The organism is Rhodococcus ruitaii, assembly GCF_055230935.1.
On the sequence record NZ_JBUYWC010000003.1, the window covers coordinates 138970 to 164060 of the forward strand.

Annotated in this window: 23 protein-coding genes; 12 read left to right on the top strand and 11 right to left on the bottom strand. The window is 64.6% G+C overall.

Translation table 11 applies throughout. The features are described 5' to 3' along the window. The first annotated feature begins 1 nt into the window (after nt 1). Nucleotides 2-1177 carry a pyridoxal phosphate-dependent aminotransferase gene (locus tag ACZI8W_RS03890; protein WP_463367175.1) on the top strand — a complete coding sequence of 392 codons (1176 nt, stop codon included), beginning with the start codon at nt 2-4 and terminating at the stop codon, nt 1175-1177. A 26-nt stretch (nt 1178-1203) separates the two neighbouring features. Here the strand turns inward: ACZI8W_RS03890 and ACZI8W_RS03895 are convergent, their stop codons facing one another. After that, on the bottom strand, nt 1204-2832 hold the full coding sequence (locus tag ACZI8W_RS03895) for a GMC oxidoreductase (RefSeq protein WP_463367176.1): 1629 nt from the start codon (nt 2830-2832) through the stop codon (nt 1204-1206). Between the two features lie 134 nt (nt 2833-2966). On the opposite strand from ACZI8W_RS03895, the gene ACZI8W_RS03900 reads away from it, so the two are divergent. The 5 genes from ACZI8W_RS03900 to ACZI8W_RS03920 all read left to right on the top strand — a co-directional run bounded on the left by ACZI8W_RS03900 (nt 2967) and on the right by ACZI8W_RS03920 (nt 7756). Then, nucleotides 2967-3569 carry a TetR/AcrR family transcriptional regulator gene (locus ACZI8W_RS03900; RefSeq protein ID WP_463367177.1) on the top strand — a complete coding sequence of 201 codons (603 nt, stop codon included), beginning with the start codon at nt 2967-2969 and terminating at the stop codon, nt 3567-3569. A gap of 32 nt (nt 3570-3601) precedes the next feature. Next, nucleotides 3602-5023, top strand: coding sequence for an adenylosuccinate lyase (purB, locus tag ACZI8W_RS03905; RefSeq protein WP_463367178.1), 1422 nt, complete (start codon nt 3602-3604; stop codon nt 5021-5023). Between the two features lie 62 nt (nt 5024-5085). After that, nucleotides 5086-5703: a TetR/AcrR family transcriptional regulator gene (locus ACZI8W_RS03910; protein WP_463367179.1), complete on the top strand. Its 618-nt coding sequence runs from the start codon at nt 5086-5088 to the stop codon at nt 5701-5703. 24 nt (nt 5704-5727) lie between these two features. Then, a complete protein-coding gene (locus tag ACZI8W_RS03915) occupies nt 5728-6156 on the top strand; it encodes an HIT family protein (RefSeq protein WP_463367180.1) in 429 nt (142 codons plus the stop codon). Between the two features lie 4 nt (nt 6157-6160). Beyond that, entirely contained in the window at nt 6161-7756 is a 1596-nt protein-coding gene (locus ACZI8W_RS03920) for an L-lactate permease (RefSeq protein ID WP_463367181.1), read from the top strand. 116 nt (nt 7757-7872) lie between these two features. Here the strand turns inward: ACZI8W_RS03920 and ACZI8W_RS03925 are convergent, their stop codons facing one another. The 4 genes from ACZI8W_RS03925 to ACZI8W_RS03940 all read right to left on the bottom strand — a co-directional run bounded on the left by ACZI8W_RS03925 (nt 7873) and on the right by ACZI8W_RS03940 (nt 12006). Then, entirely contained in the window at nt 7873-8673 is an 801-nt protein-coding gene (locus ACZI8W_RS03925) for an SDR family NAD(P)-dependent oxidoreductase (protein ID WP_463367182.1), read from the bottom strand. 188 nt (nt 8674-8861) lie between these two features. Next, a complete protein-coding gene (locus tag ACZI8W_RS03930; protein ID WP_463367183.1) occupies nt 8862-9623 on the bottom strand; it encodes an SDR family NAD(P)-dependent oxidoreductase in 762 nt (253 codons plus the stop codon). Nucleotides 9624-9788: 165 nt separating this feature from the next. Beyond that, a complete protein-coding gene (locus ACZI8W_RS03935) occupies nt 9789-11021 on the bottom strand; it encodes a DUF1254 domain-containing protein (RefSeq protein WP_463367184.1) in 1233 nt (410 codons plus the stop codon). Nucleotides 11022-11229: 208 nt separating this feature from the next. After that, nucleotides 11230-12006 (bottom strand): SDR family oxidoreductase, encoded by a 777-nt coding sequence (locus tag ACZI8W_RS03940; RefSeq protein WP_463367185.1) that lies wholly within the window; start codon nt 12004-12006, stop codon nt 11230-11232. Between the two features lie 119 nt (nt 12007-12125). On the opposite strand from ACZI8W_RS03940, the gene ACZI8W_RS03945 reads away from it, so the two are divergent. The 4 genes from ACZI8W_RS03945 (at nt 12126) to ACZI8W_RS03960 (ending at nt 16180) form a co-directional block, all read left to right on the top strand. Then, entirely contained in the window at nt 12126-12722 is a 597-nt protein-coding gene (locus ACZI8W_RS03945) for a TetR family transcriptional regulator (RefSeq protein ID WP_463367186.1), read from the top strand. A gap of 117 nt (nt 12723-12839) precedes the next feature. Further along, nucleotides 12840-14315: an FAD-dependent oxidoreductase gene (locus tag ACZI8W_RS03950; protein WP_463367187.1), complete on the top strand. Its 1476-nt coding sequence runs from the start codon at nt 12840-12842 to the stop codon at nt 14313-14315. Nucleotides 14316-14381: 66 nt separating this feature from the next. Further along, complete coding sequence (locus tag ACZI8W_RS03955; protein ID WP_463367188.1) at nt 14382-15380, top strand: Dyp-type peroxidase; 999 nt, start codon at nt 14382-14384, stop codon at nt 15378-15380. After that, nucleotides 15377-16180: a family 1 encapsulin nanocompartment shell protein gene (locus ACZI8W_RS03960; protein WP_463367189.1), complete on the top strand. Its 804-nt coding sequence runs from the start codon at nt 15377-15379 to the stop codon at nt 16178-16180. Before ACZI8W_RS03955 ends, ACZI8W_RS03960 begins: the two co-directional genes overlap by 4 nt. 83 nt (nt 16181-16263) lie before the next feature. Here ACZI8W_RS03960 and ACZI8W_RS03965 read toward each other — a convergent pair whose 3' ends face one another. Further along, nucleotides 16264-17454, bottom strand: a complete 1191-nt coding sequence (locus tag ACZI8W_RS03965) for a DUF418 domain-containing protein (RefSeq protein ID WP_463367190.1) — start codon at nt 17452-17454, stop codon at nt 16264-16266. A 116-nt stretch (nt 17455-17570) separates the two neighbouring features. On the opposite strand from ACZI8W_RS03965, the gene ACZI8W_RS03970 reads away from it, so the two are divergent. Then, nucleotides 17571-18317, top strand: coding sequence for a TetR/AcrR family transcriptional regulator (locus ACZI8W_RS03970; protein WP_463367191.1), 747 nt, complete (start codon nt 17571-17573; stop codon nt 18315-18317). A gap of 127 nt (nt 18318-18444) precedes the next feature. On the opposite strand, the gene ACZI8W_RS03975 is transcribed toward ACZI8W_RS03970, so the two are convergent. The 4 genes from ACZI8W_RS03975 to ACZI8W_RS03990 all read right to left on the bottom strand — a co-directional run bounded on the left by ACZI8W_RS03975 (nt 18445) and on the right by ACZI8W_RS03990 (nt 23786). Then, nucleotides 18445-18927 (bottom strand): MarR family winged helix-turn-helix transcriptional regulator, encoded by a 483-nt coding sequence (locus tag ACZI8W_RS03975; protein ID WP_463367192.1) that lies wholly within the window; start codon nt 18925-18927, stop codon nt 18445-18447. 255 nt (nt 18928-19182) lie between these two features. After that, nucleotides 19183-19848, bottom strand: coding sequence for a TetR/AcrR family transcriptional regulator (locus ACZI8W_RS03980; RefSeq protein WP_463367193.1), 666 nt, complete (start codon nt 19846-19848; stop codon nt 19183-19185). A 300-nt stretch (nt 19849-20148) separates the two neighbouring features. Then, the gene (locus ACZI8W_RS03985; protein WP_463367194.1) at nt 20149-21906 is read right to left on the bottom strand and encodes an ABC transporter ATP-binding protein; all 1758 of its coding nucleotides are present in this window, start codon (nt 21904-21906) and stop codon (nt 20149-20151) included. Next, nucleotides 21903-23786: an ABC transporter ATP-binding protein gene (locus tag ACZI8W_RS03990; RefSeq protein WP_463367195.1), complete on the bottom strand. Its 1884-nt coding sequence runs from the start codon at nt 23784-23786 to the stop codon at nt 21903-21905. Before ACZI8W_RS03990 ends, ACZI8W_RS03985 begins: the two co-directional genes overlap by 4 nt. A gap of 194 nt (nt 23787-23980) precedes the next feature. Between ACZI8W_RS03990 and ACZI8W_RS03995 the strand changes: the two genes are divergently transcribed. Further along, the gene (locus ACZI8W_RS03995; protein WP_463367196.1) at nt 23981-24181 is read left to right on the top strand and encodes a P-loop NTPase family protein; all 201 of its coding nucleotides are present in this window, start codon (nt 23981-23983) and stop codon (nt 24179-24181) included. Between the two features lie 149 nt (nt 24182-24330). Here the strand turns inward: ACZI8W_RS03995 and ACZI8W_RS04000 are convergent, their stop codons facing one another. Then, nucleotides 24331-25089, bottom strand: a complete 759-nt coding sequence (locus ACZI8W_RS04000; protein WP_463367197.1) for a cutinase family protein — start codon at nt 25087-25089, stop codon at nt 24331-24333. Between the last annotated feature and the right edge of the window lie 2 nt (nt 25090-25091).

A 25091-nucleotide genomic window follows, 5' to 3' on the forward strand; every position in this document is an offset into this window, starting at 1 on the left:
CGTGCGCACTGAATCCCGACGCTCCCGTATCGAGACCTTCCATGTCATGGACGTGTGGAAGGCTGCCGCCGAGCGGCAACGCACCCACGGCGACGTGCTGAGCCTGGCTGCGGGGCAGCCGTCGACACCGGCCCCCGCGCCGGTACTCCGCGCGGCCCGGCGCGCCATCGACGCCGAACTCCTGGGCTACACCGAGACGTTCGGGATCCTCCCGCTGCGTGAAGCGATCGCCGGGTACCACCGCGACCGGTACCGGATCGAAGTCGCTGCCGACGACGTCGTGGTCACCACCGGGTCGTCGGGTGCCTTCACCCTGCTGTTTCTCGCCGCATTCGACCCGGGCGACACCGTGGTCGTCGCGCGGCCCGGGTACCCGGCCTATCGCAACACGCTCGCCGCGCTCGGCTGCAACGTCGTCGAACTCGAGTGCGGCCCCGACACCCGTTATCAGCCCACCGTGGCCATGCTCGAGGCGCTCGACACCCCGCCTGCCGGGCTGGTGGTCGCGAGTCCGGCCAACCCGACCGGCACCATGATCGAACCGGACGAACTCGCCGCACTGGCCCGCTGGTGCGACGATCACGGAGCGCTGCTGATCTCGGACGAGATCTACCACGGCATCGAATTCGGTACCCCAGGAACACCGGCGACGGCGACGTCCTGGCTGACGTCGAGGGAGTCCGTCGTCGTCGGGTCGGTGTCGAAGTACTTCTCGATGACGGGCTGGCGGCTCGGGTGGATGCTCGTGCCGGAATCGCTGCGACCCGCCTTGCAACGCCTGGCGTCGAACATGACGGTGTGTCCGCCGTCGATTTCGCAGTTCGCGGCGATCGAGGCATTCTGCGCCGAATCGCGGGCCGAACTCGATGGGCACGTCGCCCGCTACGCCGGGGGCCGTGACTTGTTGTTGTCCGGCCTACCGGATCTCGGTATCTCGAAGCTGGCGCCGGCCGACGGCGCGTTCTACGTGTACGCCGACATCTCGCACCTACTCGAAAACGAGACATCCACCGCGTGGTGCGCGCGACTGTTGCACGACACCGGCCTGGCGCTCGCACCCGGCATCGACTTCGACACCGTTCACGGAGACGAGACGGTGCGCCTGTCGTTCGCGGGGTCGACCGCCGATGTGTCAGCGGCATTGGATCGGCTCGCCGGATGGCTACCGGCTTTCTGATCGGCTCCCGCCCGCGCTGAGCGCGTCTAGCTACCCTGCGCGATGATCTGCGCGATGTTGCGTTCGGCGAGTGCGGCGATGGTCAGTGCAGGGTTGGCGGTGCCGGTACTGCCGGGTATCAGCGCGCCGTCGATGACATAGAGGCCGGGGTGACCGTGCACCCGGCCGTAACCATCCGTCGCGTCGCCCATCACGACACCCCCGAGCGGGTGCGCGGTGAACGACGCGTTGACGTCTGCGGCCATCGGCTCTGCGCCGGGCACGGTACCGCCGGCCTCAGCCATCTTGTTGTGCACAGCACGGAGTGCGTCGATGCTCGCGCGTTCGCCGCCCGCAGGCCAATTCACGACCGCGCGATCGGCACTCGCGTCGTACACGACGTCGGCGCGGGTCGGGTCCATTGTCATGCCGAGGGAAGCGAGCATGCCGACGTCTTTCGCGGTGCCTGCCACGAACCAGTTCTCGAGGCTCAGCGGCAGGCCGGACTCGTCGACGACTCGTGACGCGGCCGGCGCGCCCTGATCGCCACCGAAACCATCGGTCACTGCCACCGAGCGCACGAGCGCCGCGTCGCCGTTGGTGCCCCAGCCACGGCCGACATGCTCGTTGAGGTTCGCCAGTGAACCTGTGTGACGTGCCTTGACGAGCAGTTCGGTGGTGCCGACCGTACCGGCGCCGAGTACGAGCTTGTCGCACGTCAGTGTCGAGGTGCCCAGGACGGCGCCGGTGGGATCCACGGCCTGCACGTCCACCACATAACGACCATCGGGCTCCTGGCCGATCGACAACACCCGATGCGCGTGGCACACCTGGGCGCGGCCGGTTGCCTCCGCGGCGGGAATGTAGTTCTGCGTCAGATCGAACTTCGCGCCGTTCGAGTTGCCGAGGTTGGTCTCGCCTGCCACCGCCGAGCGGCGCACGGACCCCGCGAACTCGGCTCGCAGGACATCCCAGTTCCAGATCCCGTCGATGCGATGCGGGGTGTAGCCGGCCTTGATGGCGTCTTCGTCCCAGCGTCGCGAATGTGTGAACTCACCGGTGTAGTAGATGTCGTCGGGCATCGGGTCGAGTCGCAACATCGATCGCACCTTCGGGTACCACGTCGAGCTCATCTCGTCGTAGCTCAACCGCTCGCCGAATACCTGTTCGAAGAAGCGCTGTTCGGGGGCGATCATCACACCCGTGAACACGATCGAGCCGCCACCGACCGCGGCGCCTCGCCACACCGACATGTTCGGGTAGTCGGTCACGTCGAGTACACCGGCGAAGTCGTCGCACACGACAGGAATTCCGGTGGGGCCGGTGAACGAGGTGCGGTGGTAGTAGCCGCGACCGTCGGCGAGGAGATCGGTGGTGAAGATCTCCCGCTGTGGGTCGCGTGGCCAGCGCATACCGCGTTCGAGCACGGTCACCTGCGAGCCGGATTCCGCGAGTCGCAGTGCGGCGACACTCGCGCCGAATCCGGAACCGACCACGATGACCTCCGAATGCGCCGGAGGTGTGGGGGGAGGGAGGAACAGTTCGGGAACGAGGCGACGGTATTCGTCGATGCCGATGGGCAGCGCCGACGCGACCGGAAGCCGGACCCCGGGCACACCCACGGATGCCACAGCTGCGCCCAGCGCTGATGCCTGTAGGAACCGACGACGCTTCATCTGAATTCGCTCCGATCGTGTCGATACGACCAGGGACGCGATTGCCGAGCCCCCATGCCGGCTGCCCGATCCTACCGGGTGGTCTCTGGCCCGTTCGCCTCTGGTAGGGGCAACTGGGCTGTCACGATGACTAGGTGTCGACTGCTGCGACTCCGAAGGGCGAGCGGCGCCGCCGGGCGCTGGTCGAGGCCGCAGCCGATCTCATTCTCGAAGGCGGAATCGAGGCGGTTCGGCACCGGTCCGTCGCGACACGGTCGGGTTTACCGCTGGCGTCCACGACGTACTATTTCGATTCGCTCGACGACCTCGTGGCCTGTGCTGTGCGTTTCAACGGAATGCGCGAACTCGAGCAGATGGGTGAGTGGGTGAGGCAGGTTCCGCAGGCGTATCGCACGGATGTGTCCACTGCGGAGCTGATCGTCGATCTGCTCATCGGTCCGCTCGGTATCGATCGCGAACTGCTCATCTCTCGGTACGAGCGATATATCGCGACGGCGCGCCATCCGGAATTGCGCGACGTGCAACTCCAGATCCGTGACCAGGTCGAAGGCCTGCTCACCGAACTTCTTCATCGGTGTGGTCGGACGGCGCACCACCATCAGCTGCGTCGTCTCGTCGCGGTCGTCGACGGCGCGGTCCTCGGCGGCCTCGGTGCACTCGATCCCGATCCGAGAGGGCTTGCGAGAGTGATCTTGATCGACGTCGTGAACACCGTCGCACCGCCAGCCGATGCGTGAGCACGCATAATGGATCCGTAAACTCATGCGCTGTGAGCAACATCCCGAACGTCCTCGCCAGCCGGTATGCCAGCCCCGAATTGCGGCGGTTGTGGTCGCCGGAGCACAAGATCGTGCTCGAGCGCCAACTGTGGCTCGCGGTGCTGCGTGCCCAGGCCGAACTCGGGATCGAGGTGCCGGCGGAGGCGGTCGCCGACTACGAGCGTGTCCTCGAACAGGTCGACCTCGAGTCCATCGCCGCACGTGAACGCGTGACCCGCCACGATGTGAAGGCCCGAATCGAAGAGTTCAACGCCCTCGCCGGTCATGAGCACGTGCACAAGGGCATGACCAGCCGCGACCTGACAGAGAACGTCGAGCAGCTGCAGATCCTGCGATCGCTCGAGCACGTGCACGCACACGGTGTTGCGGTCGCAGCCCGACTCGCCGAGCGCGCCGCCGAATACTCGGCGCTGGTGATGGCCGGACGGTCGCACAACGTCGCGGCGCAGGCCACCACCCTGGGGAAGCGGTTCGCGTCGGCGGCCGATGAACTCCTCATCTCGCTGCAACGCGTGCGTGAACTGATCGACCGGTACCCGCTGCGCGGCGTCAAGGGCCCGATGGGCACCGCCCAGGACATGCTCGACCTGTTCGACGGCGATGCCGGCAAGCTCGAACAGCTCGAAGCGAAGGTCGCGGAGCACCTCGGCTTCTCGCACGTGCTGACCAGCGTCGGCCAGGTGTACCCGCGCTCGCTCGACCACGATGCGCTGTCGGCGCTCGTGCAGGTCGGTGCGGGTCCGTCGTCCTTTGCACACACCGTCCGCCTCATGGCCGGACACGAGCTGGTCACCGAGGGGTTCCAGCCGGGCCAGGTCGGATCGTCGGCCATGCCGCACAAGATGAACACCCGCTCGTGCGAACGAGTCAACGGGCTGCAGGTGGTGCTGCGCGGCTACGCCTCGATGGCTGCCGAGCTCGCCGGTGCCCAGTGGAACGAAGGCGACGTGTTCTGTTCGGTCGTGCGCCGTGTCGCGCTGCCGGATGCGTTCTTCGCGATCGACGGTCAGATGGAGACGTTCCTTACTGTGCTCACCGAATTCGGCGCGTACCCAGCGGTGATCGAGAAGGAACTCGTTCGGTACCTACCGTTCCTCGCGACCACCAAGGTACTCATGGCCGCCGTGCGCGCGGGAGTGGGACGGGAAACGGCGCATGAGGCCATCAAGGAGCACGCGGTCGCGGTGGCACTGGCGATGCGCGAGAAGGGGCGCGAGCCCGATCTGCTCGACCGGTTCGCGGCCGACGAACGGTTGCCGCTCGATCGTGCGGAACTCGACGAGGCATTGGCCGACCGGTCGGTGTTCGTCGGCGCTGCGCAGGCGCAGGTCGCGCGGGTGGTCGACGCTGTGGAAGATTTGGTAACGCGCTACCCGGAAGCGGCGACATACTCGCCGGCTCCGATTCTGTAGGCATCGGCAAGCGCTACCAGGGGAGAGCTCGATGGGGGTAGCTGCATACAACAGGGGAGGCCATGGTGTCGGAGAAGGTGGAAAACAACGGTCGGGTGAGGGACGCGGTGCGCACACGCACCGCGCTCCTCGACGCCGCGCTCGAAGTGTTCCTTCGCGACGGATACGCGGAGGCTGCGACCGAGGAGATCGTGTCCGTGGCGGGGGTGACCCGTGGAGCTCTCTACCACCATTTCGCGAACAAGCGTGAGCTGTTCCAGGGTGTGATCGAGCGGCTTCAGCGGGACGCCGAGGAAACACTCGTCCCGGCAGAACGGATCGACGACCCGTGGGAGGCATTCACGCTTGCGGTGCTGGCCTCACTCGATGCGGTCTACGATCAGCCGACCCGTCGTCTGTTGTTGATCGAAGCACCCGCGGTCCTCGGATGGGCGGACGTGCGGGAAAGACACCGCGGCTCGACGTTGCGCAGCGTCGAAGGGATGCTGGAGTCGTTCAGGCCCGACGACGAGGCCGCGTCGATTCGCGAATCGGTGCTCGCTCATCTGATTGTCGCAGCCGTCGAAGAGGCGATGCTGTACCTGGCACACAGTGACGATCCGCAGCGTGATCGCGGCATCGTGGAGGAAGAGTTGCTGAAGGTGCTGGGGGCTGCTCGACGGCCGACTGCCGAAGCCTAGACCCCGAATGAGATCCTTACCGTTGTGAACGACTGTATATTCTGTGCGATCGTGGCGGGAGTGGCGCCGGCCAGCGTGGTGCTCGACGAACCCGACGTCGTCGCGTTCATGGACATCCGTCCCTTCACCCCGGGGCATCTACTGGTGATCCCCAAGCGTCACGCATCCGGTCTGGCGCAGCTCGATCCGGACGACGGCGCCGCGGTGTTCGCCGCGGGGCAACGCATCGCCACGGCGCTGCGGTCGAGTTCACTCCCGATCGGCGGGGTGAACCTCTTCCTCGCCGACGGAGCGATCGCGGGGCAGGAAGTGTTCCACGTGCATCTTCATGTCGTTCCACGCGCGAGTGGCGACGGCTTCGGGGTTCGTGCCCGGCCCCAGTCGCCCGACCGGATGGCGCTCGACGGTACCGCCGGTGCGATCAGGTCCGCCTTGACCGTGCTCGAAGGGTGATCTCGTGACGTATGTGCAGCCGATCGCGCCGATCGGTGAGTCGATCGCGTGGTCTGCCCTGGCTGCGGTACTCCCGCTGTTGACGATGCTGGTGATGCTCGCGGTGTTCCGCGTCAAGTCCTATCTGGCTGCGGTGGTCGCGGTGGTGGTGGCAATCGTGCTCGCCGCGACCGTCTACGGGATGCCGTTGTTGTCCGCGGTCAGCTCCGGCATCGAGGGCGCCGCTTTCGGCGTGTTCCCGATCATGTGGACTGTCGTGAGCGCGGTGTTCGTATACCGGCTGACAGTGGAGTCGGGACATTTCGACGTGCTGACCCGTGCCTTCGCGAGGGTCTCCCCGGACCCTCGCATCCTGACGATCGTCATCGCGTTTCTCTTCGGTGCGCTCCTCGAAGCCGTTGCGGGCTTCGGGACACCGATCGTCGTCGCCACTGTGGTGCTCATCGGGGCAGGGTTGAATCCGGTGCGCGCGGCTGCTGCGGCGTTGATCGCGAACGCCGTGGGCACGCCCCTCGGTGTCATGGGCACGCCGATCCTCACGATGTCGAAGGTGTCGGAGATTCCGATCGAGGAGATCGGGCCCGTAGTCGCGACCCAGGTGTGCGTCTTGGCGGCATTCGTGCCGCTGGTGCTCGTCGCCGTCGTCGGCGGTGCCCGAGGGATGCGGCAGACATGGCCGGCGGCGGTGGCCGTCGGCGTCGCTTTTGCGGCCGCGCAGTTCTTGTGCGCGACCTACTTCGTGGTGGGGTTGAGCAACATCGCGGGTGCCGCCGCCGGGCTGGTGGCGTTGTTGATCGTGCTGCGCTTCTGGTCGCCCCCGGCGGGGGATGCATCCACCGCGCCGCAGCACGAGCCGGACAGTACCCGCCGGATCGTCGAAGCGTTCGCACCGTACGCGTTGATCGTCGTCGTGTTTCTGGTGAGCCGCATCGGTCCGGTCGCGTCGATGTTGTCGGGTGCGACGTTCTCGTTCACCTGGCCGGGTCTCGACGTGGAGACCGCGGACGGCGGAGTCCCCGCGGCCGAGACGTTCACCCTGAATCTGCTGACGGCGCCGGGCACCATCGTATTCGTCGCGGCCTTGCTGTCGATCGTATTGCTGCGCGTCGAGGTAGGGGACGCCCTGCGCTGTTTCGTTGCCGCGGTGGTGCAGTTGCGGTGGTCGTTCGCGACAGTGACGTCCGTCGTCGCGTTGGCCTATGTGATGAACCTGTCGGGTCAGACCGCGACGATCGGTCAGTTCCTCGCGGGCGCGGGGGCTGCGTTCGCCCTGCTCGCGCCCGTCCTCGGGTGGCTGGGTGTCGTGGTGACCGGTTCGAACACCGCGTCGAACGCGATGTTCGGAAGTCTGCAGGTATCGGCAGCGCAGCAGGCCGGACTCGATCCGACGGTCCTGGTCGCCGGAAACATGACGGGCGGTACTGCCGGTACACCGATCGCGCTGCAGAATCTCGCTCTGGTGTCGTCGGTGGAGGGCTTGGCGGGTAGGGACGGGCTGCTCCTACGCAGGCTGCTGCCGATCAGTCTCGTGATGCTCGTCGTGTACTCGGTGGTGGTGTGGTTGCAGACTACGTCGGTGCTGTCGTGGATGGTGACGTGAGCCCGGTCTCCTCGCCGACGAGCCCGTCCCCGGCAGCGGGATCGAATGTCCTCGACCGCGCTGCCGGGAGAACGAGTCACATCACAACAGCGGAGGATACGTCCTCGGATGTGGTCTCACATCGCTGACTGCGGCATCAGTGCCGGCGGCGTTCCCGGCAGGCCGGGGTAGTAGGTACCTGCCGCCCAGCCGCCGTCGACGGCGAGTTCGGCACCCGACATGTATGATGCCTCGTCGCTGGCAACGAACAGAGTGACGTGCGCGACGTCCTCTGGTTCGCCGATCCGCTGCAATGGCACGCCGACGTACTGGCTCTGCAGCTCGTCGCCGACGCGTCCGGTCGGATTGCCGAGGGTGGTGTCGACGCCGCCGGGGTGCACCGAGCACACCCGGATGCCCGAGGGCCCCAACTCGTATGCCAGTGCCTTGGTCAGCCCGCGTACCGCCCACTTGCTGGCGGTGTACGCGGCTAATCCGTTGACACCGCGCAAACCGTCCACTGACGAGATGTTCACGATGACCCCACGTCCCGCACGCTTCATTTCGGGCACAACCGTTTTGGCGCCCAGCAAGTTTCCGAGGACATTGACGTCGAGGAGCCGCTCGGTCGCGGCGATGTCGATGTCCTCGATCGGCGACCAGTGCATGACGCCCGCATTGTTTACGAGAATGTCGATGCCGTCGAATTTTCCGACGGTCTCGGCGATGAATGCCGCCCATGCATCTGCGCTGGTCACGTCGAGGGCTGCAAAGAACGCGGCATCACCGAGTTCATCGGCCAGCGCGCGTCCTTTGTCTTCCAGCACGTCACCGAGGGCGACTCGCGCCCCTTCCTTGACGAAGAGTCGAGCAGTCGCCTCGCCCATGCCTTGTGCGGCACCCGTGATGATCGCAACCTTGCCGTCGAGTCTGCCCATGATTACCTCCGAATGGTTTTGAATAGTGTTGTGCTGCCGGATTTTCCAGCGTAGTTCGACAGTTCATCGTCCTGTCGGCGATGGGGAGCCCACATCCCGGTCAGCGGTCCGGGACCGTGTCGGCGAAGGGCCAGGGAATGGGTGCTGTGCCGATCACGGTGCATGGACTCCCATCGAGTGTGCGTCTGTCAGCCCCAGCGGGATTGGCCGCCATCGAGTGGGATCGTGGCACCGCTGAGATAGTCGGCATCATCACTCACCAGAAACACCACGGCTCGACCGATGTCGCTCTGCGCGTCGCCTATCCGGCGTAGGGGAATGCCGGCCTTGAACGTTTCTGCCTCGTCGGGGTATTCGCCGATCCACCATTCGAGAGCGGGCGACAACGCGTGCGGCGCAATGTTGTTCACCCGAATTCCATCGACACCCCACTCGCACGCGGCCGCACGAGAGAGCGCACGCATGCTTTCCTTGGTCGCTGCGTAGGCGCCGTAGTTGCTCGCATCCCACCGAACCGCCGCGGACGACACGAGGTTGATGATCGACCCGCCACCGCGCTCCTTCATGGACGGGTAGCAGGCTCGCATCAGGCGCAGCGTCGCCAACGGACCGGTGTCGAATGCACGCTGGAAGTCGTCGTCCTCGACCGACAGCAACGGACCTGGCTGGCAGTCGTTCGCGTTGTTCACGAGAATGTCGACACCACCGAAATGGCTCGTCGTCCGGTCCACTGCGCGTCGAACGTCGTCCGCGTCGCTCACATCGCACGGCACCGGCACGGCCTTGCCGCCGTACGCTTCGATCTGTTCGACAGTTGTGGCGAGCTTCGATTCGGTGCGACCGGCGACCACGATCGCGACGCCCTCCTTGGCCAGTGCGTGCGCGATGCCTTGACCGATGCCCTGACCTGCGCCGGTGATCAAAGCAACCTTGCCGTCAAGCTTTCCCATTTGTTCTCGCTCTCAGTGTCCGGTGAAGTACGGCAGGCCTGTCATGCCGGCCCGCTATCGGAGTGTTCTGGATCACGTAGAAGTCCGCGAGGGAGGATTCCGCCAGGCGAGAAAGCTCTGCTACGCGGGGCCGTCTCTGTGATCACGGGGGTCACCTCTTCTTCATCACGCGGCTTCGACAGGGGGCATGACGAAGGTGCCCTCGAGGACCTCCGGACCCGGGTTGTAGGAGCGGGCGAAGAGAATGAAGGATTTGCCATCCGAGGGGCTCGGTAGCCAGTTGCTCGACGGGTCGGCCGGTGCATGCGGTTGGATGGATATCTCGATGCTGCCGTCTCGGTTGGTGATCAGCCCGTCTGTATCGCTGCTGACTACGTATCGGTCGATCGGGTTCGGCGACGGGTACTGGCCGTTTTCCCGTACTTCGTACAGTGAGATCGACCAGAATGCCTGCGACGGGATCCCACCCGGAGGGAGGCGAAGGACATGGTCTTCGGTTCCTACCAGGGCATTCCCGTCGCCGTCGGTGAAGGTCATCCAATAGTTGGCTTCTTCGCGGGACATGCCGAGCATTCCTCCGCCGGAGGACAATGCGTAGGCGCGCATGTCATAGTCTTTCTGCTCAGCAGTACCGAGCTGGACTCCCGGGGGGCTGTAGTCGATCCATCCGACACCCTGTCCCTCGTTCTCTACCCGTTCGATGTACCGCCTGGGATCGCCGAGTTCAGGGAATTGAGTGGTCCAGGCGTCCCTTGCGTCGTCGCTCATCGAATCCCAACTGCAGTCCGATCCACACACTCCGACTTCACGGAACATGGCGACCAGATCGTTCTCGTCAGCTGGGGGTGGATTGAGCGCCATGGTTTCATTGACGACATCGATGTAACTCCGCAGGTCACCGGCGATGGGTTGGACCCGCGTGGACGACGGTTCCGTTTCGGGCCGAGCCGGGGAGAATCGGAAGCCGTCCTGCACAGCGTTGGCGGCGGCCTGATCGGCCGGACCGGTGGTCTGGACACGGAGATTGACATAGACGTCGTTGGTGGGCGCCCTCACGAGAGTCGCCTCCGGTGGTGCCTCTCCCTCCCAATCCGGTCCCACCACGAAGTACTTCTGCGCTTCCGTACCGGTGGTCCGCTCACCAGCATAGAAGAAGGTATTCGAATAGAAGTCGATCAAGGTGAGAACGTAGAACCGATCACCCGTATCGGGCGTGTCCAGATGAACTGGGCCGGCCGAGAGGTCGAGCCAGGTAGTGGAATACAGTACGTCTTGGCTCGGCCCGTTTGCCCACGTGTCGTCGGGACCGGCGAGTGCACGCGAATGAACGAAGTTGTTGAGGGTCGTGCTGGTCGTACTTCCGGGCGTATCGAGTGCATTCCAGCGGTGACGGGACAATTCGAACAGTGGGAAGGTGTAGTCGAAGGCGTCGCTGACTGTCGTATGCAGATCGGCCGGCGCAGCCGAGTTGTCCTCCGGTGCGGATTCGGCTCCAGAGCAGCTCGTAATAGCAAGCGCAGCAATGCAAATACCAGTGAAAGCTAGTGTTGTGCGTCGTCGAATCGAGCGTGATCGGGGTTGTAGCATCATTGTCTCTTTCTCGCTGTTACCAGACGGCGTCGCCGCGCAGGACTGCGTCGGCTCCGCCGTCGACGAATACGACCTGGCCGGTCACATGGGAGTTCTCGGGGGAGACGAGCCACGACACCAGGGGCGTGATCTGCTCGGGCTGGGCGTGGCCGGACAGCGGCATCGGAACACTGTCGTCGATCGCCTTGCGTCCCTCGTCGGTATCCAGCAACGGGCGGATCAACGGAGTGACGACAGTGCCGGGCGCAATCGCGTTGAGCGGTATGCCGGCGCCCGCCCAGGCGGGAGTGATCGCGGTGCGGCGAACCCAGCGCGCGATTGCAGATTTCGACGAAGCGTAGACCTGGGCGCCGTCGCCGCGAGCGACGGCTTCCTGCGTCGCCCGGACCGCATCGGTTTCGTTGCCGGCCAGAGATGCTGTGACGATTGCGGAGTCGGTCGGGTGCAGCGACGCGACCGAGGAGATCACCACGGCGCGGGGGTCGGTCCCGTCTGCGAGCAGTGGAAGTAGCCCTTCGAGGGTCGCGACGGCGCCGAAGTAGTTCACCTTGATGGTGAGCGGGTCGAACAGTGCCACGCCGGCGCAGGCAATGACGCCGTCCAGGCGTCCACCGCTGAGGACGCGCGCCTGGTCCACCAGCGTCTGTCGGCCTGCCATCGTGGCGAGGTCAGCGGTGATGTCGGCGTCTCGAAGGTCGGCGCCGATGACGTGAGCGCCTGATTCACGCAGGTATGCGGCGGTTGCGGCGCCGATCCCGGAGGCGCAACCGGTCAGGAGGTAGGTACGAGCCATATGTTGTGAACTTTCGTGAGATGGGATGGGGGCCATCGACGAGATGCCAGTCTGTGACAGGTAGCCATCCTGTGCCACGGTGTTAATGTGTGTCAAGACACATTGGGGGAGGGAATGTGATGGAGAACGGCGAGTCGCTGCTCGATCGGCGACGAACATCGATGCGCATGGACATCGCGGCCAGCGCGGCGCACCTGTTTCTCGAGGCAGGATTCGACGAGACAACGGTCGAGGACATCGCCCGGCGGGCGGGGATTTCGGTCCGCACGTTCTACCGGCACTGCGATGCAAAATGTGACACGCTCACGCCGGTGATGACAACCGGTATTCGTGACTTCGTCAGCTATCTCGCTGCGAGGCCGCGCACCGAACCTGCGGCAACCGCCGTACATGAGGCGTTCCTCGGGACGTTCAGGCACTACAGATTCGCTGAGATCGCATCACTCAGGAGTCTTTTCGTTCTGATGACTTCCGTTTCCGATATTCGGGCTCGATGGATGGTCGCAGCCGCCGACCTCAGCCACGAACTGCGTCCCGTCATCGCTGAGCGGTCCGGCTTGGATCCGAATGGGCTCGAATCATTCCTGCTCTCCCGCATGTTGATCGATGCCCTGACCGTTGCCTTGGAGTACTGGGTGACGTCCGACTCGGACAATGTCGACCTCGTCGATGTGGTCGCCTCGGCTCTTTCCGTGGTTCACCTGGACATGAACTGACCAGTGGGAGTGCGTTGTCCGTGTCAGTGTATTTCCCGATGAACGGGAGGTGCTCTGACACAAGACCACCCATCCCTGAACTATGTGCTCGACATCATCTGGTGAGAGGACGCGCACATGGCAGAAGACACTCCGATCAGTCCCGTTCGTGCTGAGGAAATCTCCGACTGGGCCTTCGAGGCCGACGTCGTTGTCGCCGGGTTCGGCGTGGCCGGTGCCGCAGCCGCCGTCAGTGCGTCGCAGGCAGGCGCCGAGGTGCTGGTACTCGAACGCACAGGGGGATGGGGCGGCGCGGCGGCCATGGCCGGCGGTTTCATCTATATGGGTGGCGGCACCCCACTGCAGAAGGCGTGCGGGTTCGACGACACCGTCGACAACATGAAAGCCTTCATGAAGGCCGCACTCGGTCCCGGCGTCGACGAAGCCAAGATCGACGTCTACTGCGAGGGCAGCGTCGACCACTATCACTGGCTGGTCGACGAGTGTGGCGTTCCGTTCAAGATGAGTTTCTGGGGTGAGCCCGGGTGGGAACCACCGCAGGACGACGGTCTGATGTACAGCGGTGGCGAGAATGCGGCACCGTTCAACACCTCGATCCCGCCTGCGCCGCGCGGCCACGTCCCGCAGATGGACAACAAGAATGCCGACACCGAAAAGGGCGGCGGCTTCATGCTGATGAAGCCGCTCACCGACAAGGCTGTCGAACTCGGTGTCAAGGCCCAGTACGACATGCGGGTACAACGGCTGATCGTCGACGCCGATGGCCGCGTCGTGGGTGTGTTGGCCAAACAGTACGGCAGGGATGTCGCCGTGCGCGCTCGCCGCGGGGTCGTCCTCGCCACCGGCAGCTTTGCCTACAACGACACGATGGTCCGATCGTTCGCGCCGCGGATCGCCGGTCGTCCTGCGGCGTCGATCGAGGAGCACGACGGCCGCGCGATCCGGATGGCGCAGGCTCTCGGCGCAGATCTGGCGCACATGGATGCCACCGAGGTTGCGTTCTTCTGTGATCCGCAACTGTTCGTCCGCGGCATCCTCGTCAACGGGCGTGGCCAGCGTTTCATCAACGAGGACACCTACCCGGGGCGCGTCGGGCAGGCCACGTTGTTCGAGAATCAGAACCAGGCGTTCCTCATCATCGATGAGGCTGCGTACGAGGAGGGTATGTCTCGTCCGACCGCCATCGAGGAGCTGCGCCACCAACCGAAGTGGGTGTGCGAGACCGTCGACGAGCTCGAATCCGAGATGGGCTTGCCCGCGGGTGCGCTGCGGTCCACCGTCGAGGTGTACAACCGGCATGCAGCACACGGTGAGGATCCGCTATTGGGCAAGAAGCCGGAATGGGTCAAGCCGATCGGAACGCCGGTCGCTGCGATCGATCTGCGTGAAATGACCGGCGGTTTCACCCTCGGCGGCCTGCGCACCACGGTCGACTCCGAGGTTTTGCACGTCTCGGGTGAGCCCATTCGCGGCCTGTTCGCGGCAGGTCGGTGTACGTCCGGCGTCTGCGCGGGCGGTTACGCGTCCGGAACGTCCCTGGGGGACGGCAGTTTCTTCGGCCGTCGTGCCGGGCAGAGTGCCGCCGAGGCGTGATGTCTCGGCCTCCCATGTCGAGGCCGTTTCTACTACGGTGATCTTGTGCCAGGTTCACAGCCGATCATGACGCCCTTGACCGAGGCGGCGATCTTTCTCGTCGTCACGGTGGACGAGGGCGGCGAGCCCGCGGCCCGGGATCTACTCGCCGACCTCGCGAGCCTGCGTCGTGCCGTCGGATTCCGCATCCCCGACGGCGGGCTCTCGGTGGTTGCCGGGATCGGATCGGCGTTGTGGGATCGGCTGTTCTCCGGGCCGCGCCCCGCCGAGCTCCACGGATTCATCCCGCTGGACGGCGACACGCACCACGCACCCGCCACGCCGGGCGACCTCCTGTTCCATGTGCGCGCGTCGACGATGGACCTGTGCTTCGAACTCGTGGGGAAGATCAACGATCGGCTGCGCGGTGTCGCGCGGGTCGTCGACGAGACCCACGGATTCCGGTACTTCGACCGCCGCGATTTGCTGGGGTTCGTCGACGGCACCGAGAACCCCGAAGATGACGATGCCGTTGCTGCGACTCTGGTCGCCGACGGCGACCGTGCCTTCGCCGGCGGCAGTTATGTCATCGTGCAGAAGTATCTGCACGATCTCGAGGCATGGAACGCGCTGTCGGTCGAGGAGCAGGAAGGCGCGATCGGGCGCACCAAACTCGACGACATCGAACTCGACGACGACGTCAAGCCGGCGAATTCACATGTCGCGCTCAACACGATCGTCGACGAGAACGGCGTCGAACGAGAGATCCTGCGGGCCAATATGCCGTTCGGGAGCTTCGGTGCCGACGAGTTCGGCACCTACTTCATCGGGTACTCGGCAACACCGGAGGTGACCGAGCAGATGCTGCGCAACATGTTCCTCGGAGATCCGCCCGGAAATCACGACCGGATTCTCGATTTCTCCACGGCCGTCACGGGCACCCTGTTCTTCTGCCCGTCCATGGAATTCCTCGACGACCTTCCTCCTGCTCCGCAGGACTTCGGCACCGTCGATGAATCCACCGCACCGACCGTCGGAGACGGATCCCTCGGAATCGGCCCTCTCAGAAGGAGTTCAATGCTGTGAACAATCTGTATCGCGAACTGGCCCCGATCACGGATGCGGCGTGGGCCGAGATCGAAGAGGAAGCTTCCCGGACCTTCAAGCGTCACGTCGCCGGCCGGATCGTCGTAGACTTCTCGGGTCCGCACGGTGCCGATTTCGCGGCGGTCGGTCTCGGGCGTACCACCGAGATCGACGCCCCGGCCGATGGCGTGGCGGCGCGGCAGCATCGGGTCGCGAACGTGGTCGAACTGCGGGTGCCGTTCACGCTCTTGCGCGAGGAACTCGACAACGTCGAGCGCGGTGCCCACGATGTCGATCTCGACGCGGTGAAAGAAGCCGCCAAGAAGATCGCCTTCGCCGAGGACCGCGCGATCTTCGAGGGATACGCTGCTGCCGGGATCGAGGGTATTCGAGCGTCGTCGACCAACACCGCACTGCAGTTGGCCGAGGACCCTCGCGACATTCCGGAGACCATCAGCCTGGCCTTATCGGAGTTGCGTCTCGCCGGTGTGGGCGGTCCGTACTCGGTGCTGCTGAGCGCCGACGCATTCACGAAGGTCAGCGAGACCGCAGACCACGGATACCCGATCCGCGAGCAGATTCGGCGACTGATCGACGGTGAGATCATCTGGGCGCCGGCGATCGATGGTGCCTTCGTCATGACCACTCGCGGCGGCGATTACGACCTGCAGGTGGGGCAGGACCTGTCGATCGGATACCTCTCACACGATGCCGAGAGTGTGCAGTTGTACTTTCAGGAGACACTGACGTTCCTCGTGTACACGGGCGAGGCCTCGGTCGCGCTGCTCCCACCGCGCTGACCCGAGTTTTTCGGCGCACGGCCGTGATCGCGGAGAGGTCGTCCTCGTGGATGAAGGGATGTGCGTCCACTCCATGTCGCAACTCAGGGCACCTTCGGGGAGACGCTGCTCTTGGTCGGTCGTACGCCGTTGGTGATCCAGCGGAGCAACCATTCCGCCGGGCCGTACCGACGCCTGCGCAACCACCACGCACTCACAGCCAACTGAAAGGCGAAGACTACGACGGCCACGCCCATGGTCGCCAGCGGTGACAACGATCCGGCCAGGCCGAGTCCGATGCCGCTGAAGATCAGCAGGCCGATCAGGGACTGCCCGAGATAGTTGGTCAGCGCCATTCGGCCTGCCGGGGCAAGCGCAGAGCGGACTGCAGACGTCCGGTGGCGGTGCATCAGCCGTAGCAAGGTCGCGACGTATGCCGCTGTCAGGAGCGGCGCGGTGGCGACGCTGGCCGCGACGGCGAGTGTGTTGTGGTTGGCTCCCGCGCTGGCGTACACCACTGCACCGAGCAGCCCGATCGGGAAGCAGGCCAGTTGAATCCTCCGGAGGGCCCACTCATCTCCGCGGATCCCGCTGAGCAGCTTTCGTCGGCCTGCCAGCATTCCCAGCAGGAACATCGCAAGTGCCGTCGGGCCTTGCATGCTGATCGCCTGGACGATCAGCAGGGCGAGACCGTCGATGTGGTGGCCGATCACCTCACGCCAACCGCCGAGTAGCGACTCCGTCGCAGCGGCCCCGTTCGCCTGCGCGTCGGCTGCGGAGGGCAGGAACGCGGAGCTGTCGAGGAAAAGCCCGCTCACCAGGAGACTCACGAGGACCACGCCGTAGACGACGGCGGCTACGCGCAGTGCTGTGCGATCTCTGACGTTGCGCATCGCGAGCAGTACTGCGCAGACGACGGCGTAGGTCATGAGGATGTCGCCCCCATAAAGAAACACGGTGTGCAGAGCCCCGAACACGAACAACCCGACGATCCTGCGGATCATGCGGGGACGGATGTCGACGCCTGCTCGGCTGGCTGAGGCCATCTGCAAGGTGAAGCTGTAGCCGAATAGGAAGGAGAACAGGACATAGAACTTCATGTCGACGAACACGGACGAGAGCCAGCGAGTCAGATCGTCGATGTTCGAGGTGAATGCCGGATCGATGGCCAGATTGCCGGGATAGCCGGAGGCCATGAATGTGATGTTGACGATGAGTATTCCAAGTAGGGCGAAGCCGCGGATGGCGTCGAGATCGTCTACACGAGATCGGTTTTCACCTGGTGGGTAGGGCATCAACGTCCTTCTTTCGGTCTGGTCGGCCAGGCAGCAAGTGCTCCGTCCGCAATTTACTGCGTATGGGGAACGCACTTAATACTTGGTACGGTACACGCAGAAAGGTGGTTGTGGGTATGCCTGAAGATGGCGACGGCAGGGCTGAACGGGCTCGGCGACGCCACGCTCTCCTCTGGACCGGCCACCAGCGAGGCTCACGCGGACCCAAGCCTGGTCTTTCGCTCCCCAAGATCATCCGGACGGGCATCGAGATCGCTGACTCCGAAGGTCTAGCCGCCCTCTCGATGAATCGGCTTGCTCGAGAAGTGGGTAGTGGAGTTATGACCCTCTACCGATACGTTCCAGGGAAGGCTGAACTCGTCGACCTGATGGCCGACGCGGTGGTTGCAGAGACCGCCTATCCACCCGAGAAGCAGTTCGACAGTTGGCGAAGCCGCCTGACCTTCACCGCCCGGGCGAAATGGGCCCGCTATCGGAAGCATCCCTGGATGCTCGGGGTGATGGCGAGCACAAAGCTGCCGATGGGTCCCGGGACGACCGCCGAGATCGAATGGTCGATGCATGCGGTGAACGAACTCGAAGTGAGTGCAACGCACAAACTCTGGATCGTGATGACAGTCAGCTCCTTCGTTCAGGGTGCCGCAATGCTCGCGATCAACGACGACGCCGACGACAATGTCTCGGCCGCATTCGAGGACACCGGCCAGGCGGGGGCGGAGGCGCTGACGTCGATCGGTGCTGAGACGATGCTGCAACTGGCTTCGGAACTGACTGGGCCCCCGGATCTGAACGCTTGGTTCGAGTTCGGTCTGGAGCGCACTTTGGACGGTGTGACCCGTTTTGTGGAACTGGGCGGCAGGTGATGATGGAGTGGGTGGACCTGATCCTCAACTTGGTGGTGTCGCCCCGACGACTACCGACAGTGGTGGTCGTGGGTGTCGGGAGCTGACTGGCGATACCCGGAAGTTCCCGTGTGGACGTGCCCTGCCACTACGGGTGCTGCGCCAGTCGGGCGAGGGCAGCGGCGTTGATCCGGGTGAGGACTCGGTGCAGTTCCTCGAGTTCCGAGATGTCCACGCCGAGCGCAGCGATGACCTGGACCGGCACGGATTCGGCGTCGGCGCGCAGGTCGCGACCGGGGTCGGTCAGGTCGACGTCGAGTCGCCGCTCGTCGATCGCGCTTCGGGTGCGGGTGATCAAACCGAGGGTCTCGAGCCGTTTGAGCAGCGGGGACAGCGTCGGAGAATCGAGTTGCAGGAGTGCGCCGATCTCCTTGACCGACAGTGGCGCTTGTTCCCACAGGGTCAGCATGACGAGGTACTGCGGGTGCGTCAGTCCGAGCGGCTCGAGGATCGGCCGGTAGACCGCGAGCACCGCACGGTTTGCCACCGACAGGGCAAAACACACCTGACGGTCGAGGGCGAGAAGGTCGCCGTCGGGTGAGATCTGCGAATCGGGGAAATCGCCGCTCATATAACCACCGTACCGAATTGGTCGTGCGTCAATGGATCGTGGGCGATTTGGTGACTGCGGCGCCAATTCGATTCTGGGGCACCCACTACAGTCTCTCCGAGCACCGCATCGCCAGGTGGTAGTAGTCCGAGCCCACTCTCGCCAGGGTACCCGCACACCAGGCAGCGCTCAGCTCGCTTCGGGGTCGTCAATGACTTTGTGGTGCAACGAGTGTTGGAGTATCACCGCGGCCTCGAGACGAGGTCGAGTGCAGGTTCAGATCTCCGGCCAGTGATGCTCCAATCCCATGAGGATGAACTCGATCTTGGTGTCGACCACACCCCGCTCACGCCAGGATTCGCGTGGCTCGATGATCGACTCGTGGCCCACGGCTTCTTTCATGCGATCGAAGCCGGTGGTGCCGCTGTCGTCGACGTTCCGCCACGACTCCACGCCGAGGTGACAGGCAAAGACGGTGTCTCCGATGAAGTCGAGTGCGAACAGGGATTGCCTGTCTGTTTTGTCGTGCGCCGCCAGGGCTCGGGCATACGCAGCGATGACCCCCTCGATGCGGGTGAATGCGGAGGCGTAGCTGTAGACCAGCCGGCTGAGTCCGGGAAAGTCGTCACACACCCGCCAACATTCGTCCGCCCAGAGTTGGAGCATCGTGCGCCAGTCGGCTGCATCATCGTCGGGCACCCGGATTCCGGCAGCAATGTGGTCGAGGCACGCTACGACGATCTCGTCGCGCGAAGCGAACAGACGATACAGCGCAGTGGTTGCCACGCCGAGGCGACGACCCACAGCGGACAACGTGAAGCGGTCGAGACCCTCGTCGAGGGCGGCATCGATGACGTCCTGCTCGGTGAAAACCGGCTTCCGCCCGGCCTTCTTGCTCAGCAGGACCGGTGAGCCCGCGTTCGTGCCATCAACATGGTCCATGCCACCAGGCTAGCGACAGTAGACGAAATACCTAATACTTGCTGATACTTTCCGAAACCGTGCGCCTCGAAGAGGCCGCCGAGTGCCATGACGACGCCATCGGCCAGGATCGAAGCGTTTGTTCCGGCCCCGATCTCGACTGAGGGGGTGAACAAATCGAAGTCTCGTCCTGCATCTGAAGCGTCGGTGTGGGACACGGTCGAGCCCACGGTGTCGCAGGATGCCGCGGGTAGCCGTGAGGAACGTGGATCTGGACTGCCTGGCACGTAGGTGGCAGGATGTATCAGGTTTACGTAGACGCTAGTGCGCCAGTTGCCAGCCCTGCGCCTCCTCGAGCCGACGCCAGAACTGAGAGTATGTGCCTCCGGCAGTCAGCAGTTCCTCGTGCGTCCCCTGGCCCGCGATCCTGCCGTCGGCATCGAGCACGACGATCTTGTCGGCTCCCATGATCGTGGCAAGTCGATGGGCGATGACGACGACGGTCGCCTGTTCGCGCAGTCTCTCTATTGCCGCGACGATGTTTGTTTCGTTCTCGACATCGAGAGCCGATGTCGCCTCGTCGAGCAGGACGATCGGTGCTTTCTTGAGCAGGGCCCGCGCGATCGCCACTCGTTGGCGCTCTCCGCCGGAGATGCCCCGGCCACCTTCCCCGACCCGTGTGTGCCAGCCGTCGGGTAGCCGCTCGGCTATCTCCGTGACGCCGGCGAGGTCAGCGGCCTCTCGGATCTCCGCCTCGGTCGCGTCGTCGCGACCCACCGCGACGTTGGCCTCGAGCGTGTCGTCGAACAGATAGACATCCTGGAACACCATCGACAGCTGGCCCATCAGTTGCTCGGAAGTCTGGTCGGTCACGGAGAGACCGCCAACGAGTACCCGTCCCTCGGCGGCGTCGTAGAAGCGGCAGAGAAGCCGCGCAATGGTTGTTTTGCCGCTGCCAGAGGGACCGACCAGAGCCACCATCGAACCCGGGGAGACCGTCATCGAGACATTGCGCACCGCCGGCGCGGAACCGGGTGAGTACGAGAAGGTGACGTCGTCGAGTTCCACGCTGCCCGGCGAGGGCAGCGTTCCGGGGGCGCCGGGCTCGGGTAGGGGCTGCGCGGTAAGTACGTCGTCGAGCGCGTCGAGCAGTGGTCGTCGCGACTCCAGACCCATCGCGCTCTCGGTGATGGCCGACAGCGTCGAGGTGAACCGCAGTGCGAGGCCGATGAATGCCAGCGCCGGGATCGGTTGCAGGAAACCGTCCGTGGCGAGCGATCCGGTCACGGTGATCAGCACCACGATCACACCCTGGGTGACCATTCCGCTGAGAAGCATGCCGATCGTCTCGAGCCACAGCCCTCGCTTCTTGGCCGAATACGCGCCCTCGAGCGCGTGCCCCAGCGGCGCATAGTCGTCGTTGCGGGCGCAGGAGCGGATCGCGCCCTGGCACTGGGCGTACTCCACAACCCGGTTGGCCAATACGGCTTCCTTCGGTTCGTGAATCGACCTGCCCTTGCGCATCAGTGCCGTCGACGCCAATGTGATGAGGACGAACACCGGCACCGCAGCGGTGAGGATCAGACCGAGCGCGGGGTCCCAGAACCACGCGGCGACGATGATCACGATCGCCGCCGTACTGCGCGAGACGAGTGGCCCGAACATGTGGGCAAAGATCTCGCCCGCCGACATCAGCTCCGACGACACCATTCGGGACAGGGCACCCGCCAGCGGCCGCGCGAACCACCCGAGGGGTTGCTTGGCGACCTGGTCACCGACAAGGCGATGGAAGCTTCGTAGGAAGTCGAGCGCGACGTCGTAATTGGCCTTGTTGGCCCAGTAGTTGAGCAGGAAACTGGCCACCGACAGGATGCCGAGCACCCACAGCCAGCCGGCAAGTCCCAGCCCCCAGACCGCGTCGTCCTCTGCCAGTGCGCTGATGGTGGGGAGGAGAGCCGCGAGCGCGAAACCTTCGACCAGGCCCACGATCACGCTGGCGACGATGGCAGGCCGCATGTTCTCCGGGTGTGAGATCATGCGCTGCATCCGGGGGACGATGTCGATCAGCGGAAGTTTCATCGGCGGGTTCCTTCGCAGTCGGTGCCGCCGGCACGGTCGGTTTCGGTGAGGCGCAACTCGGCTCCGGTCACTCGCCACAAGCGCGCATATTCGGGGTGGCCGAGCAACTCTTCATGGGTCCCGATGGCCGACACACGACCGGAATCGACCACGATGATCCGATCGACGCCCTTGATGACCTCGGGACGATGGGCGATCACCAGAACAGTCCTGCCCCGGACAAGTGTGGACAGGGCGTGTTGGATGTGGTGTTCGGACTCGGGATCCGTGAGGGCAGTGGCTTCGTCGAGGATCAGGATCGGGGCGTCGACGAGCAGCGCTCGGGCGATCGCGATGCGTTGCGCCTGCCCGCCGGACAACCCCGACTCGGTGCCGTAGAGGGTGTCGAAGCCGTCCGGGAGGGCCTCGATGTCGTCGAGAATCCGGGCGGCGGCCGCTGCTTCCCGAACCTGTGTGTCGGTGGCATCCGGTCGTCCCAGCATGATGTTGTCGCGGATGCTGATGCCGAGAAGTTGGGGATCCTGAAGTACGAAGCCGACATGGGCGTACAGGTCTGCGATCCGATCGAGCGGCACCCCGCCGATACGGATGGTCCCCGACCGAGGATCGTCGAAGCGCGCGAGCAACGTGGCAATCGTCGATTTGCCAGACCCGGAGGGGCCGATGAGTGCGGTGACAGTCCCCTGCCGAAGGGTGAACGAGGCGTCGTCGACGGCGAGTACCGCATCGGGACCGGAACCGTAGGTGTAGCTGACTCGGTCGAATGTGACCTCGTGAGAACGGAGTTCGTGATCATGTCCATCGTCGGTGCGCGACAGGACCGGGGTGTTCACCAGATCGACGAGCCGCAGCGCGGCGCCCCCTGCCATCTGCTGGGCCCACATCGAATTCATCAGGGTCTCGAGTGCGTACGGGATCAGCAGCGCGATGAGGCAGACGGCGAGCACATCGGCGGTGCTGACGATGTCGCGATCGACAAGGATCGCCCCGACGCCGATGTTGATGAGAAGCACCAGCGGTACGGCGAGCACTGAGGTCCCGAGCGCAGAAACCCGGATCAGCGGCTTGACCCAGGCCAGGTAGAAGTCGTAGAAGTCATCGGCGGCTTCTTGATAGCCGCGGTGGGCACGGCCCACGCGCCCGAACGCCTTGACGACCGATATGCCGGTGACGAACTCGACCATCCGTGCCGACACGGTGGACAGTCGCCGGTCCATTTCCGCGGTATTCTCGCCCATGCCGCGCATGGACCCGGCCATCGCGCCGGCGTAGAGCGGGATCGTCGCGATCGACAGTAGTCCCAGGCGCCAGTCGATGATGAAGGCGTAGACCATCAACGCCAGAGGCATCATCACCGCGTTGGTCCCGTCCACGGGTTGATGGGCGATGAGGTGATGGATTGTTCCGATGTCGTCCTGCAGCGCTTTTCGTACGCGTCCGGAATTGGTGGACGTGAACCAGGCGAGCGGAACGCGGGAGAACCGTCTCACCAGTCGAAGCTGGATGATGTGACCGAGCTTGATGTCGGCGAAGTGGGCGACGAGCAACGCGGTGAAGTAGATGACCAGCCGGAGTAGGAAGGTGACGAGGAGAATTCGAATCCACAGCTCGACCTCGTCGCCGTCGACGGCGCTGTTCGAGTTGTGGGCACTGAGTAGGAGATCACCGATTCGCACCAGGGCGATATAGGGGACCACTGCGAGGATGCCTGACGTCGCCGCGAGGACCCGACCGGCGGTGAGGCGCGCCGACACCGGACTCATCAGCTCTTTCAGCGCCCGGGCGCCTGCCTTCTGTTGACCCTTCTGCTCGTGGGCGGAGTCAGATGTCTGTCGCTGGTCTTTTGACGGGGGAACGGTGGCAGGTGTGGTGGTCGTCATGGCACTCCTGTGGCGTCGGGGAAACCGATTGTCGTCGGCAGTGAATCTTTGAATTAGGTTAGGGTTGCCACATCTATTTATGAATGACGTTCACTTTAAGGTGCCCGACCGCAGGACGCAAGCGTGAAGTTCATGCACAGCCATTGCGCGACGAGTCGCTGATATCCGGATCCATCGGTTGCGAGAACGTAGGCTTGCTCATTCGGTCCGCGAGCGATACCGCGCCAGGTGTACTCGATACTGTCGGGCAACTCGATCGCTTCGTACGAGCACTCCTTGCCCAAGGGGTCGTGCAAGAGGAGTCGATTCCGCTTCTCGACGAACCCGCCGCCGGGTTGGATTCGGTCAGTCGCCGGCGCACACGTGAGATCCTCGCCGAGTACGCGACTCGCTAGGGAGCGGCAGTTGCTTGCGTGACTCACGATGACGAATCCATCGCCGCCGCAGATCGCGTTCTTCGACTCGAATCCGGACGTGCGGTGGCGGTTTGAAGCGAGTGGCCGGATCTCGCGATCGACGGTGAGGCTGTGGATGTGCGCGCTCGTCAGGGCTGGTAGTCGGGGTATTTCGTGTGCAGTTCGAGATACCCGGTAACGTTCTCCTTGAGCCAATCGTCGCTGTCGCCGGGGGTGCGGCTGTCGCAGATCGCGTCGCCTTCGATGCAGATCCGCTGGACGGGAATCAGGCCGAATTCGTGACGCGCGCCGCCGAGCGTCACACCGGGAACAAGCGGACCCGGAAACAGGGTCTCGACGCCGCGGGTGTCGCGGGGATCCGAGTAGAGGATGCCGCTGATCCGGTCGGGTGGTACGGAGCCGTCGGCGGCGATCTCGGCGAGGACGTCGCCGGCGATCGAGGCGCCCTGCGAATAGCCGAGGATCAACAGATCGGCGTCGGGGCACATGCCGTGACGGGCAGTGATGGTCTCGCGTAGTTGCTGATGTCCGATCTGTTTGGATCTGTCGTAGGCGATCGCGCCGTCGTCGTCGATACCGTCGCCGTCGTCGTGGGAACCCGAACTGGGCATCGGCAGGACCACGGCGGGGTATCGGATGTGTTCGACGACGGTGCCTGGACCGCGGAGGCGGTCGGAGATCTCCACGAGCGGCGAATCCGGGTCGATCGAGTCCGGCGTGCCGAAGCCCTTGGTGCCGTCGACCGCCAGGACGTAGCGGTCCGGGCAGGGGCCTGCGTCGTCGGCGGTAGCGGTGGGTGCGGTGACCAGTGTGGTGCCCGCGGCGGTGATCAGCGCTGAGGCGAACAATCCGAAGGCGCGGGTGGATATGTGGGTGGTCCGGGGCATGC

Coding starts and splice junctions, on each gene's coding strand:
- ACZI8W_RS03965 (WP_463367190.1), bottom strand. CDS start 17,454: ATGCCCTACCCACCAGGTGAAAACCGATCTCGTGTAGACGATCTCGAC.
- ACZI8W_RS03955 (WP_463367188.1), top strand. CDS start 14,382: ATGACGCCCTTGACCGAGGCGGCGATCTTTCTCGTCGTCACGGTGGAC.
- ACZI8W_RS03940 (WP_463367185.1), bottom strand. CDS start 12,006: ATGGCTCGTACCTACCTCCTGACCGGTTGCGCCTCCGGGATCGGCGCC.
- ACZI8W_RS03925 (WP_463367182.1), bottom strand. CDS start 8,673: ATGGGCAGACTCGACGGCAAGGTTGCGATCATCACGGGTGCCGCACAA.
- ACZI8W_RS03980 (WP_463367193.1), bottom strand. CDS start 19,848: ATGGACCATGTTGATGGCACGAACGCGGGCTCACCGGTCCTGCTGAGC.
- ACZI8W_RS03975 (WP_463367192.1), bottom strand. CDS start 18,927: ATGAGCGGCGATTTCCCCGATTCGCAGATCTCACCCGACGGCGACCTT.
- ACZI8W_RS03985 (WP_463367194.1), bottom strand. CDS start 21,906: ATGAAACTTCCGCTGATCGACATCGTCCCCCGGATGCAGCGCATGATC.
- ACZI8W_RS03930 (WP_463367183.1), bottom strand. CDS start 9,623: ATGGGAAAGCTTGACGGCAAGGTTGCTTTGATCACCGGCGCAGGTCAG.
- ACZI8W_RS03945 (WP_463367186.1), top strand. CDS start 12,126: ATGGAGAACGGCGAGTCGCTGCTCGATCGGCGACGAACATCGATGCGC.
- ACZI8W_RS03910 (WP_463367179.1), top strand. CDS start 5,086: ATGGTGTCGGAGAAGGTGGAAAACAACGGTCGGGTGAGGGACGCGGTG.
- ACZI8W_RS03990 (WP_463367195.1), bottom strand. CDS start 23,786: ATGACGACCACCACACCTGCCACCGTTCCCCCGTCAAAAGACCAGCGA.
- ACZI8W_RS04000 (WP_463367197.1), bottom strand. CDS start 25,089: ATGCCCCGGACCACCCACATATCCACCCGCGCCTTCGGATTGTTCGCC.
- ACZI8W_RS03950 (WP_463367187.1), top strand. CDS start 12,840: ATGGCAGAAGACACTCCGATCAGTCCCGTTCGTGCTGAGGAAATCTCC.
- ACZI8W_RS03895 (WP_463367176.1), bottom strand. CDS start 2,832: ATGAAGCGTCGTCGGTTCCTACAGGCATCAGCGCTGGGCGCAGCTGTG.
- ACZI8W_RS03970 (WP_463367191.1), top strand. CDS start 17,571: ATGCCTGAAGATGGCGACGGCAGGGCTGAACGGGCTCGGCGACGCCAC.